A 17,102-nucleotide genomic window follows, 5' to 3' on the forward strand; every position below is an offset into this window, starting at 1 on the left:
TTTCTTTTTTTGTAATCGCTTACAGATATTGCGGTTATGGAGCGGCCTGCCACACCGAATCCGGTGACAGGCCGCTTCGGGCGGCACAACATTTTTGCACAACTTCGGACCCTACAACTTCCGTTACGACTTCGGACCCTCCTATGCCTTCGGGCACTACGGCTTCGGGAATTCGGGTTCGCCTGCCCTTTCCAACGAAGGATCGACAGCCCGCAGCCGGAAGCTCCGGCTCTGATAGTCTTTGGACTCGTAATGCAGAGGAAGTCCCAGGCGCATCAGGCGGTCTCCTCCCACAAGGGTCCTCTCTCCTCCGTGTTCCGCTTCCACCTCGTATTCGGCCTCCGGGTCCAGGCCGGCCAGGCGCAGCGTGCGCAGGGGACCGTTCGGTACCGCCTTCGTTCGAAAAGCGTATACCAAGCCTTCCCGTTTGTTTTCCGAGACGAACATCCAGGCCGATTCGTCGCCTTCGAACGGACTTTTCAACCGGTACAGATCTCCCTGCTGAACCAATCCGCGAATCTGCTTGTAGCGGGCTACCTGCTGCCGGACGATTGCTTTCTCTTCCCCGGTGAAGGCGGTGAGATCCAATTCGTAACCGAAATTGCCCGACATCGCGACATCGCCGCGAAACTCAAGCGGCGTCGTCCGCCCGACCTGGTGGTTGGGCACCGCCGATACGTGCGCGCCGATCGAGCTGACCGGATACACAAGGCTGGTGCCGTACTGGATCTTCAGCCGCTCTGCGGCATCGGTATTGTCGCTGGCCCAGGCTTGAGGCATATAATGCAGCATGCCGGGATCGAAACGTCCGCCGCCGCTTGAGCAGCTCTCGAACAGAATGTCCGGAAACCGCTCGGTGATCCGCTCAAGCAGTTCGTACAAGCCGAGCACGTAGCGGTGGGCCGTCTCGGCCTGCCGCTCCGGCGGCAGCTTCGCCGATCCGATCTCCGTCAGCGCCCGATTCATGTCCCATTTGACGTAAGCGACCGGCACGGTGGAGAAGATAGCGGACAGCGACTCGAAGATGTACTCGCGCACTTCCTTGCGGGTATAATCCAGCACCAGCTGCCATCTTGCTTCGCTGCGCCTTCTGCCGGGCACGTGCAGGCACCAGTCGGGATGTGTGCGATACAGCTCGCTCTCCGGCGAAATCATCTCGGGCTCGAACCACAGTCCGAACTGCAGGCCATGTTCGTTGATCCGCCGGGCCACGTCCGCCAGTCCGCCGGGCAGCTTGCGCCGGTCTTCGAACCAGTCGCCGAGCGACGAATTGTCGGCATCGCGCGTGCCGAACCAGCCGTCGTCCAGCACGAACAGTTCGATTCCGAGCCTGGAGCCTTCTTCCGCGATCGAGACCAGCTTGTCCGCGTCAAAATCAAAATAGGTCGCTTCCCAGTTGTTGACCAGAATCGGCCGTTCTTCGTCCCGATATTTCCCGCGGCACAGTCGGTTCCGATAGAGGCGGTGGTAGGTTCGCGACATGCCGCCGATCCCTTCGCCGGAATATACCAGTACGGCTTCCGGCGTCTGGAAGCTTTCGCCGGGCTCCAACAGCCAGGCGAAATCGAACGAATTCAGGCCGATCCCGACACGGGTCGAACCGAACGAATCCGTCTCGGCGCCCGCTTCGAAGCCGCCGCTGTAGACGAGGCTGAAGCCGAAAGCTTCCCCGACGCTCTCGGTCGTCTCCGGCGTGACCAGGGCGGCAAACGGATTGAACTGATGGCTGCTCATGCCCCGCTTGCTGTCGATCCGGACCTCTCCCTGCTGCAGCGGTCTTCGCTTCACGCTGCCTTCCCTTGCCCAGGCACCCGACAGATAGAGCATTTCCAGCTCGTCGCGCCCCTGCAGATCCACGCTTGCGCTCAAAGCGCGGCGAAGCCGCAGCTTATTCGGCCCTTCATTGCCCAAACGGGCCGAGCGCACGATTACGTTCCGATCTTCGTACACGGAATAGAGCAGGCTGACCCGCAGCCCCGAATAAGCGTCTTTTAACAGAAGTTCAAGCGTCTCGGCTTCGCTCTCCCGTTCCACGTACACGGCGGGAAGACCCGGCAGCGCCGGCTTGCCCGGCAGGATGCGGTATCCTTCGTACCGGAGTTCGGTAATTCTTGTCCCGTCTTCCAACTCGGCCTGATAAGCCGGATTCCGAAAATCGCCGCTCCCGTACTGCGGATATTCCTGCGGCAGCCGGTCCAACCCGGCTCCCGCGGGCGTATGGATCAGCATGCCTTCCATCGACTCTCTCTGCTTCAGCCGGCTTCCCCAATAGACGTGGGCAGGATAACCGTCCACGATCTGTATCAGGTAACTCATGCCGGACGACTGCAAATGAAACAATCCCGTCTGCTCTTGCACGATGACACCCATGGCCTATCCCCTCTCTTTCTTTTGCGGCGGATCTCTCCGAATCTTTGTGCCAACCGACTGCCGCCCCGGTCCGAACATGGGATAAGGCTTGTTCGTTCTTGTATATAAAAGAGGTCCTCTTGCAGAAATCATATACGCCGGCACGACGTTTCGTACATGGCGCGGTGCTTAGAAAATATGGTATTTTGATAGATACCCGGAAAGTGAGGCGATCAGATCGTGATTGAATATCTGCCAAGAAGCAAGCTGTACACCCAACTGTATCTGACTCAATTCGGCATGGAAGACTGCCTGCCCGGCCATGATTTCGGACCGGCGGTCCGCACGCATTATTTGTTTCATTACGTGTTCGAAGGAGAAGGTCTGTTCGAAGTGGACGGCGCCGAATATCGTCTCGCACAGGGAGAAGGGTTTTTGATTTGTCCGCATGTCGTCACTTATTACCGGGCCGACCGATCCAATCCCTGGTCCTACGGCTGGATCGGCTTCAACGGGACGCTGGCCGAGACGCTGTTGGCGCAGGCGGGACTTACGTCTGCGGCTCCGGTACTGCGCTGCGGACACAACGATCGTATCCGCCGCCTGCTGCAGGAGATGGCCGAGCCGTGCGCCGATCGCAAAGCGCGGGAAACGCGCTTGACGGGACTGCTGTATCTGGCGCTGTCCCTACTGGTCGAATGCGGGACCGAGGCACCTCGTCCGTCGGCGCTCAGCCGGGCGGAAACTTACGCGGAGCAGGTAAAAGATTTTATCGAAATGAATTTTTCGAGCAAATTCGGTATGGAAGACGTCGCGGCCTCGATCGGGTTGAACCGCAGCTATTTGTGCGCCTTGTTCACCCGGGAGACCGGCACAAGTATTCAGGATTACCTGATCCGCTATCGAATCGATACCGCTTCCGCCATGCTTGGGAATACCGACCTGTCGATCGGCGATATTGCCCGCTCGGTCGGTTATGCCGATCCGCTCGTATTCTCCAAAGCTTTCAAAAAGATCACCGGAAAATCGCCCAAATCCTATCGCGACGATTTGCCAACCGAATCCGATGCCGAATCCGATGCCGAATCCGATACGGAATAGCCCTAAGCGATCACATGCCAAATAAGCCCGGTCCGGTCTGGGTGCAGACCGGATCGGGCTTATCGTTGGCAATCGGCTTTGAAGGCGCAGCCTCCGGCCTCGCGCCCGGCAGCGCAGCTTCCGCGCCGCTAGGCTCTGCGCATCCGGGCCAGCGCCGCAAGCAGCCGCTCCGAAAAGTCGGCCGGGTAATCGTGCCCCGTGCCGGCCGCGACTTCGAACCGGGCTTCAAGTCCCGCTTCGCGCAGCGCGGCGGAGATCCGCTCGGCGCCTGCCCGGCCTTCTGCGTCGAGTTCGCCCGCGATCCAGACGCCGCGCGGCGTCCGGCTTTCCAGCCGGTCGAGCGCCTGCGCCCATTCGTCCGGGGCGTCCAGCCACGGCGCGGCGAACACGTAGCCGTCCGCCGGAAACTCGTCGTGCAGCAGCGCATTCAGCGCCACTTCCGCCCCCGCGGAAAAAGCGCCGAGCACGACGGGCGCGCCGCTCTGCCCGGCGTCTTCCCCGCGCAGCGCAAGCAGATGTTCGCGCAGCTCGGCCGCGCCCAGGTCGATATCGTCCCAGCCGAACGTATCATGGAAGCGAATCTGCGACGAACGCACGAGCCCGACCGTCCAGCCGGCCGCAAGCGCGGGGCTCCAGAACGGCTCGGCATCGCGTTCGTTCTCCTGGTCGCCGTGCAGCACGAGCAGCAGCGGCCCGTGAGGGGCTGCCTGCCTCTCCGCCGCAGCCACGGCATCGCCATCGCCGGCGGCCGGAGCGGCAGAGACTGCCGGGTAAGCCGGCGCTCCCGGCTCCGGCTCCAGCACCGCAAGCGCCGGCGCCGCGTCTTCCAGCGCCGCCGCTTCGCGCCGCGCGCACAGCTCCGCAAGCTCGGCGAAGCCTTCGCGCCCGCGCAGCGCGTCCAGATCCCCGTCTTCCAGCAGGTAGTCCGCCGGATACCAGAAGCCGCGCGCCTCGACCGCTTCGCGCAGCAGCGCGAACGCTTCGTCCGCGCGGCCGGCAGCGGCGGCCAGCGCGTACAGCAGATTCATCTGCCGGGCATCGGCCTGCCCGGACTGCCGGTCGCTGCCGGCCTGTTCGCGCACGAAGCGATAGGCTGCTTCCGCACCGGACGCCTCGCGCAGGCGCAGCGCTTCGTTGAACAGGCGGGTTGCCGTCATGATCTCCATGCCGGCCCCTACTTCGTCAGGATGATCGGCGCGCCCTTGGTGATGATCATCGTATGTTCGTATTGGGCGACGAAGCTGCCGTCGTCCGCGCGGAGCGTCCAGCCGTCGTTCGCGTCTTCGAACACTTCGCGGGCGTTCGTCGAGACGAACGGTTCGAACGCGATGACGGAGCCTTCTTTCCACAGATCCGTATCGGTCGGATCGAAGTAGCTCAGGATGTACTCCGGCTCGTCGTGCAGCGAAGTGCCGATCCCGTGTCCGGTCAGCGTCTCGATGATGTTGAAGCCGTGGCGGCGCGCCACGTTGTAAGACGCTTTGCCGGCATTGTTGCGCTTGGAGCCGGCTTTGATCTTCGCCGCTCCCGCTTCGAACGCTTCGACCGAAGCTTCGCACAGCTTGACCAGGCGCGGATCGCCTTCGCCGACGACGAACGAGACGCCCGTATCCGCGAAGTAGCCGTCGCAGGAAGCGGACACGTCCACGTTCACGAGGTCGCCTTCCTGAATGACGCGTTCGCCCGGAATGCCGTGCGCGACTTCTTCGTTCACGCTGATGCACGTGTATCCCGGGAAATCGTACGTCGATTTCGGAGCCGAGATCGCCCCGTGTTCTTCGAACAGTTCGGCGGCGCGGCGATCCAGATCGATCGTGCGCAGGCCGGGCTTCGTCATTTGTTTCAGTTCGTCGCGAATCAACGCGACGATCCGTCCGATTTTTTTCAATCCTTCGATGTCCTGTTCCGTTTTGGCTATCATGGTTGTTCTCCTTTGGATGTAAGTTGGTTAGGCGCGGCCTTCGAGCGAATTCCCCGCCGCAAATCGCGGCTCGGCCGCGCAGCGGGCACGTTCTGCCCGAATACGACGGTATCCGCTATTATACCACCGCTAAGCGCCTCTTTCTTCCTTCCCGGCAAAAAAGGCTTGGGGAAAGGTGCCCGAACCTTTTCCCCAAGCCCGCTTACCAGCCCATGACGCGCCCAAGCTCCGGCACGAGACGGTCGGCCATCTTCTCGTTGCCCTGTACCGAAGGATGCAGCGCGTCGGTATAGTCGCCCGTGTCCGCCGTCAGCCAGCCGTCCGTCGCAATCACGTGCAGGCGTCCGTCACCCCTTTTCTGGCGGACCAGGGCCGCTTCCTGCGCTTCTTCGGCCATATAGCCGTTCAGCGGCCGGATGACGAAGATTTGCGCCGCCGGGTAAGCGCCGCGCAGCCGCTCAAGAAAGCGCACGTAAGCTTTGCGGAATGCGGCGCCGCCGATCTTCGCCCGTGCGTCGTTCGTGCCGAGGTTAAGCACGACGGCGTCCGGCTGCGCGGCCGCCCGGACGTTCCACGCGGGCGAATCGGCGTAATCGAGCGGCTGAAGCTTGAAATACTGCTCGCTCATGCCGCGGGGCGGCAGACCGTTGCAGGAGACGCCGTCGGTCAGGCAGATGCCCGTATAGGCAATCTGCGTATGCTCCGCCTCCAGCCGTTCGCCCGCTATCCAGGCGTACGATTCGATCGAGACGTTCGGCGTCTTGTAACCGACCGTAATCGAATCGCCTACAAACTCGATCAGGCGCCCGCGTTCGGGCGGCGCGAACGTCCGGGCGCCTTCGTCCAGCAGCAGCCCTTTGAACACGGCGACGTCGCGGATGTTGCGCGTCACCACCGTCAGCGTATGCTCGCCGCCCGGCAGCCGCTCCGGCGTCAGATTGACGATGCCGGAAGCGTTTTTGTACAAATTGTAAGGTCCGTCGTCGATCGACACGAACAGATCGGAGCCGGCGGGCGGCGCCGCATAACCGAGCCGCAGCCGGACGCCGGTTCCGGTAAAGCCGGTCGTAAGCGACGTCCCCGACCAATACCCCCGGTAAGCGACAGCGCCGGAAGTGTCCCAACGTCCGGTATACCGGATATGGGGATCGTCCGGACCGATCGGCGTCAGGCCGACGTTCATGCGTCCCGTCGCGGGCGCCGCCAGCAGGACGGTCGCCGCCACCAACAGCAGGACGATCCAGAACCGTCCGCCCGGCATCCGGCGTATTCCGGTCCGGCGCACTCCGGTCCGGCTCCCGCCGCCGGGCTGTGGACGAGAATAGGCGGCTGTCAACCAGGCGGACGGACGCACGGCGTCGCGGCTGCAAGGTCGGAATCGGCGTTTGCGTGCAGAGGACTTGCTGATGTTCAATCGGGTCGCTCCTTTGTGCGATATAAGGTTGGTGAATGGGTTATTTTGTAAATTCTACGCCTGTTTCATTATACCCGCTTTCCGTTTGCATTTCAGCTTTTTTATAACGGCCTGCCACGCATAAAAAAGCCCGGCAGCGCGAAAGGCTGCCGGGCTTGCCGCTGTTTACAGCGTCGAAATGTCGATCACGAATCTGTATTTGACGTCGGAAGCCATGACGCGCTCCCAGGCTTCGTCGATCCGGTCGGCCGAGATGACTTCGATCTCCGGCTGGATGCCGTGCTCGGCGCAGAAGTCCAGCATTTCCTGCGTTTCGCGAATACCGCCGATCGACGAACCCGCGAACGAACGGCGCTGCGGAATCAGCGAGAACACCTGAACCGGCAGCGGTTCCGAAGGAGCGCCGACGTTGACCAGCGTGCCGTCTACCGCCAGCAGCGACAGATAGGCGTTGATGTCGATTTTGGCGCTTACCGTATTGATGATCAGGTCGAACGAACCGGCGAGCGTCTTGAACGTTTCTTCGTCGCTCGTCGCATAGTAGTGGCTCGCGCCGAGCTTCAGGCCGTCTTCTTTCTTTTTCAGCGATTGCGACAGCACCGTCACTTCCGCGCCCATTGCATGAGCCAATTTGACCGCCATATGTCCGAGGCCGCCGAGGCCCACGACCGCGATTTTCTGGCCCGGAGCCGCTCCCCAGTGGCGCAGCGGGGAATACGTCGTAATACCGGCGCACAGCAGCGGAGCGGCGGCGTCAAGCTCCAGCGCGTCCGGAATACGTACGACGAAATCCTGCGTCACGACGATATGGGTCGCATAACCGCCCTGCGTATACTGGCCGTACCGGTCGACCGAACCGTACGTGCCGGTCATGCCTTCGAGGCAGTACTGCTCTTCGCCGTCGTGGCAGTGTACGCATTTGCCGCACGAATCGACCATGCAGCCGACGCCGACGCGGTCGCCGACCGCGTATTTCGTCACTTCCGGTCCGACCTGCGAGACGATACCCGCAATTTCGTGTCCCGGCACGAACGGATACTGCACCGGTCCCCATTCGCCGCGGGCGCTATGAATATCGGAATGGCAGATGCCCGCATACTTGATCTCGATCAAGATATCCTGGGCTTTCAGATCCCGGCGTTCGATTTCCGTGCTCGTAAACGACTGGTCCGCGCCGTGCACAGCTTTTGCTTGAGCGGTTATCATAAAAAACCTCCTGTAAGTTCAAAGATGTGTTCGTTCTTTTTCCATGCTAAGCCTTACAGTTAACTCTAAGTCAAGTTCTATTTTCGCAAAGTCTGTTTACTTTTGACAGCCGATCATGCCGATGGTAAGATTTCGATCAAGACAAATCTAGAGTTAACTCGAAGTCTATCCGTATAGAACAGGAGAATGACCATGACCTCTTATTCGATCAGCGAGGCCGCCCAACTGTTGAACCTGACTCCCTACGCCCTGCGTTACTACGACAAGGAAGGGCTGCTGCCGTTTTTGGAGCGCAGCGCAAGCGGCACCCGCTTTTTCAAGGAAGCCGATATCGCCTCCCTCAAAATCATCGAATGCCTCAAAGCGACAGGCATGCCGATCAAGGAAATCAAGACGTTTATCGACTGGTGTTCCGACGGCGACTCGACGCTCCGGCAGCGGCGCGACATGTTCGAAGAACGCAAAGCCGTTGTGGAAGCCCATATGGCGGAATTGGTCGAGACGATGAAAGTGATCCGGCACAAGTGCGACTACTACGAAGCGGCGTTGGCCGCCGGCACGGAAAGCGTGCACAGAGAAAAGGCGATCTCCCCGGCTCCGTAAAAAAAGAACTTTTCTGTGCAAGCCACCGTTCCACGTTTCCGTTAATGCGCTCCAACGCCAAAAAAGACGACCCCGCGATTACCGAGGTCGTCTTTTTGATAGGCGAAGATTTATTCTCCCCTGCGTTAAGCCGTGCTTGGTTTACTCAACCGTTACGCTTTTCGCCAGGTTACGAGGTTTGTCCACGTCCAGGCCGAGAGACAGCGAGGCGTAGTACGACAGCAGCTGAAGCGCTACGACGGACAGGGAAGCGGTCAGAAGCGGCAGCGTCTTCGGAATGGTGAATACCGAATCGACCGACTTCATGAGTTCCTTCGCGTCTTCTTCGTAGCAGATCGTCAGCACGACGCCGCCGCGCGCTTTGACTTCCTTGATGTTGCTGACCGTTTTCTCGATCAGCGCCTGTTCGGTCGCAAGCGCAATGACCGGCACGCCGTCTTCGATCAGGGCAAGCGTACCGTGCTTCAGTTCGCCCGCCGCGTACGCTTCGGAATGAATGTACGAGATTTCTTTGAGCTTCAGCGAGCCTTCCTGGGCTGCCGCATAATCGAGGCCGCGTCCGATGAAGAACAGGTGCTTCTGCGCCGAGAAGTTCTCCGCATGCACTTTCGCTTCGCCTTCGCGGGCCAGGATCGACTCGACCTGCTCCGGCAGAGCCTGCATGGCCGCAAGCGTCTCGGCGACCTGGGCTTCCGTCTGCGTGCCGCGCACCTGCGCGAAGTACAGACCGAGCAGGTAGAACGCGATCAGCTGCGATGTGTACGCCTTGGTCGAAGCCACGGCGATTTCCGGTCCGGCCAGCGTCGCGATTACGTCGTCCGCGTCGCGTGCGATCGAGCTGCCGACCACGTTCGTGATCGCAAGCACGTGCGCGCCGTTGGCGTGCGCTTCGCGCAGGGCCGCCAGCGTATCCGCCGTTTCGCCCGATTGGCTCACGACGATCACGAGCGTCTCCGGCGTGATGATCGGCGAGCGGTAACGGTACTCGGAAGCGACGTCCGTCTCGACCGGAATGCGTACGAGGCGTTCGATGACGGTGCGTCCGACCAGTCCCGCGTGGTAAGCCGTGCCGCAGGCGATGATCTGGATGTTGCGGATATTTTTGATCTGCTCGTCCGTCATGTGGAAGTCCGGCAGCACGACTTTTTTGCCGGTTTCGTCCACGCGTCCGCGCATTGTATCCTGGTAAGCTCTAGGCTGTTCGTGAATTTCTTTGTGCATGAAATGCTCGTAGCCGCCTTTTTCGGCCGTTACGGCATCCCACTCGATGTACGTCATTTCCCGGGTAATGGCGTTGCCTTCGATCGTCATCAGCTGCACGCCGTCACGCGTCAGAAGCGCCATTTCGCCGTCGTTCAGAATGAAGACGTTGCGCGTATACTTCAGGATGGCCGGAATATCCGAACCGATGAAGTTTTCGTTCTCGCCGATACCGATGATTAACGGGCTCGCTTGGCGAACCGCTACGATGCGGTCCGGTTCGTATTCGGTCAATACGCCGAGCGCGAACGCGCCGCGCAGATGCTTGATCGCTTTCTGAACGGCTTCCACGATGTTGCCGTCGTATTCGCGCGCCACCAAGTGGGAGATGACTTCGGTATCCGTCTCGGAGACGAATTCAACGCCGCTTGCGATCAGCTCGTCCTTGAGTTCCAGATAGTTCTCGATGATGCCGTTATGCACGACCGAAAACTTCTGTGTAGCGTCCGTGTGCGGGTGGGAGTTCACGTCCGAAGGCTTGCCGTGCGTCGCCCAACGGGTGTGCCCAATGCCGACCGAACCGGTCAGCGGCGCGCTTTCGAGCTTGTTCTCCAGGTTTACCAGGCGTCCGAGCGCTTTTGTGACCCGCAGGCCTCCGTCCGTGTATACGGCGATACCCGCCGAGTCGTACCCGCGGTATTCAAGCTTCGAGAGACCTTCGATCAGGACGTCCTGCGTATTTCTTGCTCCGATATAACCTACGATTCCACACATAATATATTGTTCCTCCGCTCATGATTTGGGTTGGATCATCGGCATTCGAGCGGTCGAGGGCAGAGCTATTTTTTGAAAAGAAAACGGAATGGCGCGTCGGGCGCGTCAAAATCGGAATCGTTAAATCCGGTCCGGAAGGCGGACTTCACCCTTCGGACAGAATGTTTTTTCAAAATCAGCATACCGAAAAATGCGGTCGCTGCGCGTCGATTTTCGGCTGCGTAAGCTCTCGCGTTCTTGTCTTCGCTACGAAAAGCCCGATGATGGAGCATCCGCGAACTCGTTTGTGCGGCCAGTCGCCTGTCCGTTTTTCGAAATTCGCTTACGGTGTGATGCAGTACCGGGAGGTCCCCGCCGAATATTTCGAACACCTCCACCTCGTCAGCTTGAGCCGCGCATCCCCGTCGGACTGTCGTCCTTCGGCGTTCCGGTCCGGCGGCCAAGCTCTGGCGCTTGTTGAATCCCTACCTCACGATCCTCGCTTTCTGTCTCAAAGTCGGACTTTGTACGGAGTCCTGGCCGCGAAAATATAAAAAGGCCCGCCTGAACGCAAGCGGGCACTTCAACATTATATGATATTCGACCCTGTTTTACAACTCGCGCGTTCGGAAGCGTTCAAACGGAGGCTTAGACGAGCTCGCTGCGCACGACGTCGGCGATCTGTCCGACGACGCGGTCCAGCTGGTCTTTGTCCGGACCTTCGGCCATAACGCGGATCAGCGCTTCGGTGCCGGACGGGCGCACGAGCACCCGGCCTTCGCTGCCGAGCTCCCGTTCCACCGCTTCGACGGCGGCCAGAATCGCCCGGTTGCCTTCGTAGTTGCGTTTGTCCTGCACGCGAACGTTGACCAGCAGCTGCGGGTATTGGCGCATCATCGTTTTGACTTCGCTCAGCGGCTTGCCGGAAGCGGCAAGCGTATCGACGAGCTGAATAGCGGTCAGCATGCCGTCGCCCGTCGTGTTGTGATCGAGGAAGATCACGTGGCCGGACTGTTCGCCGCCCAGGTTGTAGCCGCCTTTGCGCATCTCTTCCATGACGTAGCGGTCGCCGACCGCCGTTTTGAGCGTGCTCAGGCCAAGCTTCTCGGTCGCTTTGTAGAAGCCGATATTGCTCATGACCGTCGTCACGATCGTGCTGCCGTTCAGTTTGCCCGCACGGTTCATCGCGTCGCCGCAAATGCACAGGATAAAGTCGCCGTCCACGACTTCGCCTTGGTCGTCGATCGCGATCAGGCGATCGGCATCGCCGTCAAAAGCAAGGCCGATCTGCGCGCCGTGCTTCAGCACTTCTTCGCGCAGCGTCTCCGGATGGGTGGAGCCGACGCCGTCGTTGATGTTGAGGCCGTTCGGCTCAGCGCCGATCGCGATCACTTCCGCGCCGAGTTCTCGGAACAGGCGGGGAGCCAGTTCGTACGCGGATCCGTGCGCGCAGTCCAGCACGACTTTGATACCGCGGAACGACTGCTGCACGGTCGTTTTCAGGTAATCGAGGTAGACGAACTTGGACTCTTCGTCGTTTACGACCGTGCCGAGAGCCGCGCCTACCGGGCGGGGCAATTCGTCGGTCTCGGCATCCATCAGCGCTTCGATACGCAGTTCCGTCTCGTCGGACAGCTTGAAGCCGTCGCCGCCGAAAAACTTGATGCCGTTGTCTTCGACCGGATTATGCGAAGCCGAGATCATGACTCCCGCGTCCGCCTTCAGCGTGCGGGTCAGGTAAGCGACCGCCGGCGTCGAGACGACGCCGAGACGGACGACGTTCGCGCCGATCGACAGCAGGCCGGCAATCAATGCCGATTCCAGCATCAAGCCGGAGATCCGCGTATCCATGCCGATCAGTACGGTCGGTTTCTCCACTTTGCCTGCCAGCACATAGCCGCCGCAGCGGCCGACTTTGTACGCCAATTCCGCCGTCAATTCCTTATTCGCTACCCCGCGTACGCCGTCTGTTCCAAAATACTTTCCCATATCGATTCTCGTTCTCCTTTTATTTCAAAAACGTGCGGGCCGTATCCACCGTATTTTAGGTTGCCGTAAAATGCGGACCGATCGAGACTCCGATGCGACGTATTCGAATATGATGATGGTTCAATCTGCCTGACTTTCGATTTAGGGCGAAGAAGTTCCGCCGCTCGGTTCCTCGCCGGTGTCGGGCGTCGGATTCTCGCTTCCCGGCACGGCGGGATCGCCCGGTTCGGCTTGACCCGAATCGGGCGTCTCCTCGACGGCCGGAGGCGTCTCTTCTTCAGGAGCCGCAGGCTCCGGCGCAGTCGTCCCGCCGCCGTCCGAAGGTTCGGGCACGACGGCCGGATCGTCCGGCGTGGCAGGTTCCGGCTCAGGTTCTTCTTCCGTCGTGCCCGGCGCCGAAGGCGTCGCCGCGTCCGGAGCCGGTTCCGGTTCGGTATCCGCCGGCGGCTCGGCCGGGGCGTCTTCGGACGCCTCGCCGATCTCGACCGTCACCGACGGCGCCGAAGGGCCGCCCGCGCGGATGTAATCCGGCAGCTCGACCTTCAGCTGCACCTTGTGCGAACCGGCCTGCAGGCCGCTCAGATCGGCGGTCAGCCGTATATCGCCCGCCGTGATTGTGGACAGGCGATCCGGCGCGCCTTCGATCGTGACATTCATCTTGCCGGACGCCGGATCGGTAACCTTCGCTTCGGCTCCGCTCGGCTGCCCCGTCAAGGTCACCGGAACGTTCTCGATGGTCCGCTGCTCGTAAGGCACGACGTTCACCGTGAACTCGACGGAAGACGGTTCGAGGCGTTCGACCCCTTCGGGCGCGGCGAGAGCTTCCTTGTAGCGGGTAGATCCTTCCGCTTTGACTTCGCCCAGATCGAGCGTCACGGGCGGGTAGCTGTCCAGCCGCTGCAGCACGCTGTCGGGGCCGTACAGCGTCACCTGCTGCGCGCCGGCCTCGACGCCCGACAAGATCAGCCCGTCGGGCAGTTCGCCGCTGTAACTCACGTTGAGCGGCAGCGTCTTCGACGACACGGAAGAGACGTTGGACGAGATCGGAATCTGCACCTTGAGGGACGACGGATTGATGACGGCGTCGTCCAGCACTTCGCCGTTGTTCGAGTAGGCGACCAGCTTGACGCGGCCGGAGATATTGTCGCTTGCCCCGTCCACGCTCATCTCGCCCTGAATCTTCTGAACCTGCTTGATCTGGCTCGAAGGAAGCGTCACCTGGACGGCGCTGCCTTCCGCGAAGACGGGATCGAGTTCCGTGAACCCGTTCTCCGGCACGCCGGTCGTCAGGATGACCGCATTGAATTCCTGCGTCACTTTCTCTTCGATCGTCACCGTTACCCGGGACGGTTCGATCGACAGCAGTTCTACGCCGGCCGGCGGATCGAACTGCAGCGGCACAGTATACTGCCCGGGTTCGGTCACCCGGCTCAAATCCATCTTCACCTGATATTCGGTGCTCGGCAGCAGCGAAGTGATTTGCGAGCGCTGGCCGGACACTTCGACGCTGATTCGCTGCGGCACGACGGACTGCATGACGTATTTGGCATCGTCGAGCCCGTAAGGTTCGATCGACAGATTGGCTATCGTCTGATTCCCCTGGGTATTGCGCGTAATGGTCGGCGTATCCGTATCGACATGAACAATGGCCCACAGGATCAAGGCTACGGCCAGCGCGATAATTTTGGCAGCGGTATTGTTGGCTAACCACTTATCCATTCGGCTCGTCCCCTTTCTTTCTCGAGAACAGGCTCTTCTTGTCCTTGACGGACGGATTCGGCTTCAACAGCTCGTAAAGTTTCGAGACCAGCGCTTCTTCGCTGATATCGCGGACGACTTTTCCGTCCAGGGCAAGCGAGACTTGTCCCGTTTCTTCGGATACGATGACGGACACGGAATCCGCCACTTCGCTGATTCCGATCGCCGCGCGGTGCCTCGTTCCGAGTTCTTTGCTGATAAACGGATTTTCGGACAGGGGCAGATAACAGGCCGCCGCGGACAGCGTGCGATCCTGAATGATAACGGCCCCGTCGTGCAAAGGCGTATTCGGCGTAAAAATGTTGATCAGCAGTTCCGACGTCACGACCGATTTCATCGGGATGCCGGACTCCGTGTACTCGTTAAGCCCGGTATTGCGCTCGAACACGATCAAGGCCCCGATCTTGCGCCGGGACAAATAAGCGACCGACTTCATCAGTTCGCCGATCATCTGACCGATCTCCACTTCGTCCGCACTGCTCCTGCCCACGAACTTGCCGCGTCCGATCTGCTCCAGCCCGCGGCGCAGCTCCGGCTGGAAGATGATGAAGATGGCGACGACCCCGAACGTAAACATGCGGTCCATCAGCCATTTCAGCGTGTACAGGTCGAGCCAACTGCTGATCGCCCAGATGATGACCAGCACGAGAATTCCTTTGAGCAGCTGCACCGCCCGGGTTCCCCTCACCAGCAAAATCAATTGATATACAATATAAGTAACGATCAAAACGTCCGCGACGTCTTTGACCCGATCTGTCCAAGCCGTGTTCGTAAAATAATCCATCATGACCCAAGCCCCCGTTATCTCCGTCTTCCTCAGGCTGCTGGCATCTATGTATGTCCGCCGGCCGTCCAAGCTTCGGAACCGACTGCCGGTTCGGATTGTAGTTCGGATTGATATCTATAGGTTATAACGTTCATGCTTTTGTTGCAAGCCGATGCTGCGCGAAGCAAAAAAGGCGCCGCCGCCCGATAAGGGCGAAGGCGCCGCGCTTCTACTGCGAGATAAGCGGAATTCCGTGCGCCGGCCGGATTCCGGCGGTCGTTCGAACCGATGTCCGCACGACCGCGGCGGCCGACCCTTTACCGGTAAGCGACTTCCGAAAAGATATTCCCGAGCTTGTACCATACCCAATCGAAAGCCTGGTTGATATCTTTCACCTGGCCCGCGACGTGAGCCGTCGAAGCCTGGTAAGCCGAACCGTCGATTACCGTCACGTTTCCTTCTACATCGCCGTAGATCTTCAGTTCGCCGCGTTCAACGGTCAGATCCCCGGTTACGACCGTCCCTTCCGGAACGATCACGGTGTTGCCTTCCACTTGAACGCGATTGAGATCGCTGCCTTTGACGACAAGCTGCGTATCCGCGTTCCAGAATCCGATCGATGTGCCCAGCATAATAAGGATAAAGGCGGCAGCTGCGGTCAGAGCCGGATGCCTGCGCACCCAATTCCATACGGGACTGTGCTTTTTGGGCTGAGGAAGAAAGCTCATGATGCGATCGGTTGCGTCCTCGGACAACGCGACGGACTCCGTTTTGCGGTTTGCGGCAAACAGCATCATCTCCGTCTCTTCGAGACTTCGAAAAGCCGATCGGCATTCCGGACAGGCGTCTAGGTGACTTTGTAATTCGCGCGCCTGCTCCGAAGGCAGGTCTCCATCCAGATAGTCGTGCATAAACGAGACGGCTTGTTTGCATTCCATATGAGCCATATCCTTTCGTGAAAACTCGGTGAAATTGGTGATGGGCCTTATTATGCCCTACTTAATACGCCTTCGATCGACGATAGTTTCAATTCGAAACGACAAAATCGGACTTTAATTCGATTTTATTAAATCTTATTCAGGTTTTCGTAAAATTTCGCGGTTTCGAGGCATAAAAAAACCGAAATCGCTCAGCGCTGCGGCGATTCCAGTTTTTTTCGTAAAAATTCCCGTCCCCGGTGCACGCGGGTCTTGATGGTCGTGACGGGCATGTCGAGCACTTCGCTGATTTCCTGAAGAGACAGCTCCTGCAAATAGCGCAGAATCATTACCGTCTTGTACTTCGGAGGCAGCCCGTCGATCGCTTCGTGAATCGTCGTTCGCGTCTCGGAGATCATGTATTCGGTCTCCGGCGTGCGGTTATCGCCCGGAATAAGGGCGTAGCCGTCGGCGCCGTCCTGATCGCCGATCTCCGCGTCGAGCGAATATGTAGGTTTTCTTTTTCTGAGACGGTCAATGCTCAGGTTGGTGCCGATCCGGTATATCCAGGTCGAGAACTTCTGACCGGGATCGTACCGATCCAGATTGCGGTACACGCGCAAAAACGTCTCCTGCACGACATCTTCCGCTTCATGCCGATTGCTCAGCATGCGATAGGCGAGATGAAAAATTCGATCTTTATAGAGATCAACGATTTCGGCAAAAGCCCTCTGGTCACCTTTGAGCGCAAGCTTCACCAATCTCGTTTCCAGATTGTCCACCGTGTCTCCCCCAGACTAAGCCTGCTGAATCGGGAACCTGAAGCGCCCTGTCGCTCCGTTTCCGGGGTTCCCTTACCAACTGAAGGCAAGCATTCCTTCCGACGTCCCGACGCGGTGCGCCGCCTGGCTCGTTCTTGTCCGAACCGCAGCGCAAACCACGCGGAATTGCCGTTTTATGCGTATGTTCAAATCGTAATTCATGCGGCGTCAAAAAGCAACACTGCTGCTGTAACTTCTTCCAACCCTTTACAGCCTTGAGCAACAATCTCCGATCTTTTTCTTTTTCCGGAAAATCGAACGAAAAAACCGCGTCTTTCCATATGAAAGGACGCGGTTTTTCGTG

General features: G+C 59.5%; 13 protein-coding genes. 2 read left to right on the forward strand and 11 right to left on the reverse strand.

Translation table 11 applies throughout. The annotated features are described in order from the left end of the window. Window positions 1-156 precede the first annotated feature (156 nt). Entirely contained in the window at window positions 157-2,370 is a 2,214-nt protein-coding gene (locus tag FFV09_RS07355; RefSeq protein WP_141447249.1) for an alpha-galactosidase, read from the reverse strand. A gap of 219 nt (window positions 2,371-2,589) precedes the next feature. Between FFV09_RS07355 and FFV09_RS07360 the strand changes: the two genes are divergently transcribed. Then, window positions 2,590-3,450, forward strand: a complete 861-nt coding sequence (locus FFV09_RS07360; protein ID WP_141447250.1) for an AraC family transcriptional regulator — start codon at window positions 2,590-2,592, stop codon at window positions 3,448-3,450. A gap of 128 nt (window positions 3,451-3,578) precedes the next feature. Here FFV09_RS07360 and FFV09_RS07365 read toward each other — a convergent pair whose 3' ends face one another. The 4 genes from FFV09_RS07365 to FFV09_RS07380 all read right to left on the reverse strand — a co-directional run bounded on the left by FFV09_RS07365 (window position 3,579) and on the right by FFV09_RS07380 (window position 7,991). Then, window positions 3,579-4,616, reverse strand: a complete 1,038-nt coding sequence (locus FFV09_RS07365; RefSeq protein ID WP_141447251.1) for an alpha/beta hydrolase — start codon at window positions 4,614-4,616, stop codon at window positions 3,579-3,581. A gap of 8 nt (window positions 4,617-4,624) precedes the next feature. Beyond that, window positions 4,625-5,371 carry a type I methionyl aminopeptidase gene (map, locus tag FFV09_RS07370; protein ID WP_141447252.1) on the reverse strand — a complete coding sequence of 249 codons (747 nt, stop codon included), beginning with the start codon at window positions 5,369-5,371 and terminating at the stop codon, window positions 4,625-4,627. Between the two features lie 202 nt (window positions 5,372-5,573). Then, window positions 5,574-6,656, reverse strand: coding sequence for an SGNH/GDSL hydrolase family protein (locus FFV09_RS07375; RefSeq protein WP_141447253.1), 1,083 nt, complete (start codon window positions 6,654-6,656; stop codon window positions 5,574-5,576). Window positions 6,657-6,950: 294 nt separating this feature from the next. Next, window positions 6,951-7,991, reverse strand: a complete 1,041-nt coding sequence (locus FFV09_RS07380) for an NAD(P)-dependent alcohol dehydrogenase (protein ID WP_141447254.1) — start codon at window positions 7,989-7,991, stop codon at window positions 6,951-6,953. Between the two features lie 192 nt (window positions 7,992-8,183). Between FFV09_RS07380 and FFV09_RS07385 the strand changes: the two genes are divergently transcribed. Further along, the gene (locus FFV09_RS07385; RefSeq protein WP_141447255.1) at window positions 8,184-8,594 is read left to right on the forward strand and encodes a MerR family transcriptional regulator; all 411 of its coding nucleotides are present in this window, start codon (window positions 8,184-8,186) and stop codon (window positions 8,592-8,594) included. Between the two features lie 141 nt (window positions 8,595-8,735). Here the strand turns inward: FFV09_RS07385 and glmS are convergent, their stop codons facing one another. The 6 genes from glmS to sigW form a co-directional block, all read right to left on the reverse strand. Further along, window positions 8,736-10,568, reverse strand: coding sequence for a glutamine--fructose-6-phosphate transaminase (isomerizing) (gene glmS, locus FFV09_RS07390; RefSeq protein ID WP_141447256.1), 1,833 nt, complete (start codon window positions 10,566-10,568; stop codon window positions 8,736-8,738). 627 nt (window positions 10,569-11,195) lie between these two features. After that, window positions 11,196-12,536, reverse strand: a complete 1,341-nt coding sequence (glmM, locus tag FFV09_RS07395; RefSeq protein ID WP_141447257.1) for a phosphoglucosamine mutase — start codon at window positions 12,534-12,536, stop codon at window positions 11,196-11,198. A gap of 141 nt (window positions 12,537-12,677) precedes the next feature. Further along, window positions 12,678-14,255 (reverse strand): CdaR family protein, encoded by a 1,578-nt coding sequence (locus FFV09_RS07400; RefSeq protein WP_141447258.1) that lies wholly within the window; start codon window positions 14,253-14,255, stop codon window positions 12,678-12,680. Further along, the gene (gene cdaA, locus FFV09_RS07405; RefSeq protein ID WP_141447259.1) at window positions 14,248-15,081 is read right to left on the reverse strand and encodes a diadenylate cyclase CdaA; all 834 of its coding nucleotides are present in this window, start codon (window positions 15,079-15,081) and stop codon (window positions 14,248-14,250) included. The genes FFV09_RS07400 and cdaA overlap by 8 nt, the downstream gene beginning before the upstream one ends. Window positions 15,082-15,377: 296 nt before the next feature. Beyond that, a complete protein-coding gene (locus tag FFV09_RS07410) occupies window positions 15,378-15,998 on the reverse strand; it encodes a zf-HC2 domain-containing protein (RefSeq protein ID WP_141447260.1) in 621 nt (206 codons plus the stop codon). A 191-nt stretch (window positions 15,999-16,189) separates the two neighbouring features. After that, entirely contained in the window at window positions 16,190-16,759 is a 570-nt protein-coding gene (gene sigW, locus FFV09_RS07415) for an RNA polymerase sigma factor SigW (RefSeq protein WP_141447261.1), read from the reverse strand. Window positions 16,760-17,102 lie beyond the last annotated feature (343 nt).

The organism is Saccharibacillus brassicae (genome assembly GCF_006542275.1).
Lineage (GTDB): Bacteria > Bacillota > Bacilli > Paenibacillales > Paenibacillaceae > Saccharibacillus > Saccharibacillus brassicae.

Coding starts and splice junctions, on each gene's coding strand:
- FFV09_RS07355 (WP_141447249.1), bottom strand. CDS start 2,370: ATGGGTGTCATCGTGCAAGAGCAGACGGGATTGTTTCATTTGCAGTCG.
- FFV09_RS07365 (WP_141447251.1), bottom strand. CDS start 4,616: ATGGAGATCATGACGGCAACCCGCCTGTTCAACGAAGCGCTGCGCCTG.
- map (WP_141447252.1), bottom strand. CDS start 5,371: ATGATAGCCAAAACGGAACAGGACATCGAAGGATTGAAAAAAATCGGA.
- FFV09_RS07380 (WP_141447254.1), bottom strand. CDS start 7,991: ATGATAACCGCTCAAGCAAAAGCTGTGCACGGCGCGGACCAGTCGTTT.
- FFV09_RS07385 (WP_141447255.1), top strand. CDS start 8,184: ATGACCTCTTATTCGATCAGCGAGGCCGCCCAACTGTTGAACCTGACT.
- glmS (WP_141447256.1), bottom strand. CDS start 10,568: ATGTGTGGAATCGTAGGTTATATCGGAGCAAGAAATACGCAGGACGTC.
- glmM (WP_141447257.1), bottom strand. CDS start 12,536: ATGGGAAAGTATTTTGGAACAGACGGCGTACGCGGGGTAGCGAATAAG.
- FFV09_RS07400 (WP_141447258.1), bottom strand. CDS start 14,255: ATGGATAAGTGGTTAGCCAACAATACCGCTGCCAAAATTATCGCGCTG.
- cdaA (WP_141447259.1), bottom strand. CDS start 15,081: ATGATGGATTATTTTACGAACACGGCTTGGACAGATCGGGTCAAAGAC.
- FFV09_RS07410 (WP_141447260.1), bottom strand. CDS start 15,998: ATGGAATGCAAACAAGCCGTCTCGTTTATGCACGACTATCTGGATGGA.